Origin of the sequence: Lysinibacillus sp. NPDC097214, from assembly GCF_050277945.1 — a bacterium.
Lineage (GTDB): Bacteria > Bacillota > Bacilli > Bacillales_A > Planococcaceae > Lysinibacillus > Lysinibacillus xylanilyticus_B.
In genome coordinates, this window is the sequence record NZ_JBNNSS010000029.1 from 1 (window position 1) to 3,745 (window position 3,745).

Sequence of the window (3,745 nt, forward strand, 5' to 3'; positions counted from 1 at the left end):
AGCGTTCGTCCTGAGCCAGGATCAAACTCTCCATAAAAAGAAATTTGATTAGCTCAAATTGTTTTGCTGGCATCATGTTTGATGTCCAAAATTTTTGTTTCGTTCACCAACTCAAGGTTAGTTACTAAAAACTTTATTGATTACGTTTTGCTTGTTCAGTTTTCAAGGTTCATTTACAATCATCATCTCTTTGTTAAGAGCTAACTTTTATATAATAACATGTTTCACACATAATGTCAAACAGTTATTTTTTTTATATTGTTCTAGTTGCATGTTCATCAGCAACTTTTATATAATATCACCTACTTCATAGAGCGTCAATAGTTTTATTCATTTTTTTAATAGTTTTATAACTTAAATCTTGGCCATGCTTTTAAAAATTGAATAGTACGGTTTCTTCCAATTTCTAAAAGCGTTTCTTTCGTCTCTTCATCTAAATCAAATTGTGTGGCGCTATAATCATCGACAGGAATGAAAATAATATCTCTTTCATGCCGTCTTGAAATATATCTTTCATCATGAGCATCTTTCATAGTAGAAAATAAAGCTTCAAATAAATTTAATCCATTTTTAATTTCATGTGGGTGTTGCTCTTCTCTACGTCTACTCAATTTAAGCCCTATAATTGGTCGCACTTTACGTCCTTCTCTATCATCAAATACCCATAACGGAAAATTACTCAATACACCGCCATCTACAATAACTGAATCTCCTTTTCCTGTTTTTAATGTAACGGGTTCAAAGAAAAATGGTATACCACAACTCATACGTAAAGCACTGGCAACCGAAAAATTTTCCGCATCAATATGATACTTTTGTAAATCATCCGGTAACACTATCATTCTGCCATTTGTTAAATCTGAGGCCACTAGCTTTAATGAATCTCTAGGTAAATCTCCGAATGTGTAAACACCTTTTGCTGCTAATTTCCGGAAAAACCATTTTTCTAATGCTTTTCCTTTATATAAACCTAAATGGTGATAAACATTAACCCACTTCATAAACGGGAATGGTAAGATTGTTTTCCTTGGATCTAATAATGAAGGTACATCCAACTCTTCTAACATAGTCTGGATTTCTTTTCCGCTATATCCTGCAGCAATAAAAGCAGCTAATATGGCCCCGGCACTCGTTCCAGCTACTCGTTTAAAGCGAAAATTTTCAGCTTCTAGTACTTGATACGCCCCAACAAGTGCAAACCCCTTCAAACCGCCACCAGAAAAAACACCATCAATCCACAAAATTCCCTCTCCTTTTTCAAGTAATCTTCACATTATAAGAATTAGTAACAACAATTAGAACTAAAAATGCAGGTTTATGTCGAATTCAGAAGGAATATGTCTTCATATAGGGGTAGCATCAGGCAAGTGCGGATTTACAACTCTAAGAAAATTTAATATAAAAAGCCGAATTCCAATGGCTATGGAATTCGGCTTTTTACGTGGCTTTTAATAAAATTCGATGTCCAATTTAGATACTTCCACGATATGAGTAAACGAAACAAACGAGGTCATTAATTACTTTTATTTAAAGGAACGACCAATTCCATTTCATTTATCTCTTCACTAAAGCCCTCATTGTTTGTATGACTTGGCTTGAGTGTAAATGATTTTGGTATCGTATCCATTGGAGGCAAAGTCAGTACCATATGGTGACCATAGTTCCCAGCCATGCCTGCTTGGAGTTTCAGTTTATCATATACATGACCATTATCATCGACTACAGAAAAATCAAACCAAGGCCAACTATCGTTTTCATCCATTTCAGCTGGGTAATCAACCTTTAGGTCTATTCTTGTTGATAGAGATGAAAATGTTACTTTGTCGGCCGTTAACGCATAAACTTCATCAACCGTTTTAGTTGTAACTTCCGGATAAAACTCAAATACATCACCTTTTATTTTTTTAATTGGGAAAGACACCTTCAACTTGCCCTCATAGCCAAATAAATCTTCTCCATGGACGGCAATCTCAATTTCATCGCCATATTCATTATAATTAGAAAAGGTATATTGATGATGTTCAATTATTGTTTTCGAGTTTATGTCATCTTGCCCTATTGAACCAATCGCTGGTTTAACTGGTTGTCCATTAATTGTTATATAATTAAAGCCGACAATTTCTTCTGCCATCGAAAGTTCTTTTTCTCCTGTGTAAACTACTGTTACGATTAACCGGCTGCCATCATAAGCTGCTTCTTTTACAGTCATTGTTAAGCCATTTTTACTATCTTGTTTATCAATTACTGTCGTAAGTTGATCGTGTTCGATTTTATCTGAAGCAATGTCTCTAAAGTCCTTATAAATTGGACCAATCAGGGGGATATTTGATAATGCTTCTGCCATGCCTGTTGAAACAAATCCAGAACCAAGCAAAGTTATACATAGCCCACATGCAACTAAGATTGACTGTTTTGTTGTTTTTCCTACTTTTCTTTTTTTCTTGGCTTGAAAGATTGCCGTTTTTTCCCTTGCCTTTAGCTTTTCAACAGGTACATTTATGTTGTCGATAGATCGATTGAATTTGACTTTATTCATACAGATAGCCCTCCTTTAAAATGGGTCTTAACTCTTTTTTCGCTCTATTTAAGTGTGATTTCACGGTTCCTTCCGGGCAATCCATAATCGTAGCAATTTCCTTAATGGAAAGATCGTGGTAATACCTCAACACAATAATGGTTTTTACAGTAGGATTTAAGAATTTAAAGGCTTCTGACAAATCCATTGAATGCATGATAAAATCACCATTTTCAGAAGCGATTAATTCAGTAAAGATTTCCTCATTATCTGCAGTAAAATGGCGGGACTCTTTTCGAATAAAATCAATCGATTTAAAAACTAGAATTTTTGTAATCCAACTTGAAAAACTTTCAGGCTTCTTTAATGTTTTTATTGAAAGGTAGGCTGTGTAAATTGTTTCTTGATAGATATCTAAAGCATCTTGTTCGTTTCTAACGTATGCATAAGCTGTTCGGTACAGCTTTTGTCGAACAGAATCAATCAGTTGTTCAAATGCTTCATCATCACCCTTTTTTGCTTTTTGCACTAATTTTGCTAAATCCATTTTGATCCTCCTCTTCGTTACACAATAAAGTCGAATGAAGAAGTAAATCGGTTGCAAAATAATTAAATAAGCATCATTGCAACTTGGAATACGGAAACGATTCGAAGAATGAGAAGCCACAAGTGGAAAATTTTCAATTGTTATAGCCTACGGTAAAACGCTTCATGAATGATTCCTGTAATTGCACATATCTCCTTTACAGTTTTATTGGCAGTTTTACGTAATACACTGGCAGGATTCATACCCTGATGCTTATATGTATATTTTTTACCTATTCCTCGATATTTCCCCTTTTGCTTGGCCAATTAATTCCTGAACGTTGCTTCTCTTTAATCATTTCTCGATTTAGTTCTCTATAGGCTACCATTACCGTTAAAAAGAATTCCCCCTTGTTATTTGAGGGGGATTCTGTAGGAATTCATTAAATTTTCTTTTGTAAAATGAACTTTTAAGTATACAAAAAACAAGAAACTATTATTTATAGCTTCTTGTTTTATTTAAAAAATTAAAATTATCCATAAAAAAAACAGCCAGCACACAGCTGACTGTTTTCATTGCCTAGCGACGTCCTACTCTCACAGGGGGAATCCCCCAACTACCATCGGCGCTAAAGAGCTTAACTTCCGTGTTCGGTATGGGAACGGGTGTGACCTCTTTGCCATCATCACTAGACTATTGTCGAC

3 protein-coding genes and 1 rRNA gene are annotated in these 3,745 nt (G+C 34.7%); all 4 read right to left on the reverse strand.

All coding sequences use genetic code 11. From position 1 onward, the window contains the following. Positions 1–347 precede the first annotated feature (347 nt). The 4 genes from ACQKMI_RS25395 to rrf all read right to left on the reverse strand — a co-directional run bounded on the left by ACQKMI_RS25395 (position 348) and on the right by rrf (position 3,734). A complete protein-coding gene (locus ACQKMI_RS25395) occupies positions 348–1,241 on the reverse strand; it encodes a patatin-like phospholipase family protein (protein WP_427417343.1) in 894 nt (297 codons plus the stop codon). A gap of 272 nt (positions 1,242–1,513) precedes the next feature. Then, positions 1,514–2,536, reverse strand: coding sequence for a DUF4179 domain-containing protein (locus ACQKMI_RS25400; RefSeq protein ID WP_427493386.1), 1,023 nt, complete (start codon positions 2,534–2,536; stop codon positions 1,514–1,516). Then, the gene (locus ACQKMI_RS25405) at positions 2,529–3,062 is read right to left on the reverse strand and encodes a sigma-70 family RNA polymerase sigma factor (RefSeq protein ID WP_323651758.1); all 534 of its coding nucleotides are present in this window, start codon (positions 3,060–3,062) and stop codon (positions 2,529–2,531) included. Before ACQKMI_RS25405 ends, ACQKMI_RS25400 begins: the two co-directional genes overlap by 8 nt. Positions 3,063–3,618: 556 nt before the next feature. After that, positions 3,619–3,734: ribosomal RNA gene (gene rrf, locus ACQKMI_RS25410) — 5S ribosomal RNA — on the reverse strand. Positions 3,735–3,745 lie beyond the last annotated feature (11 nt).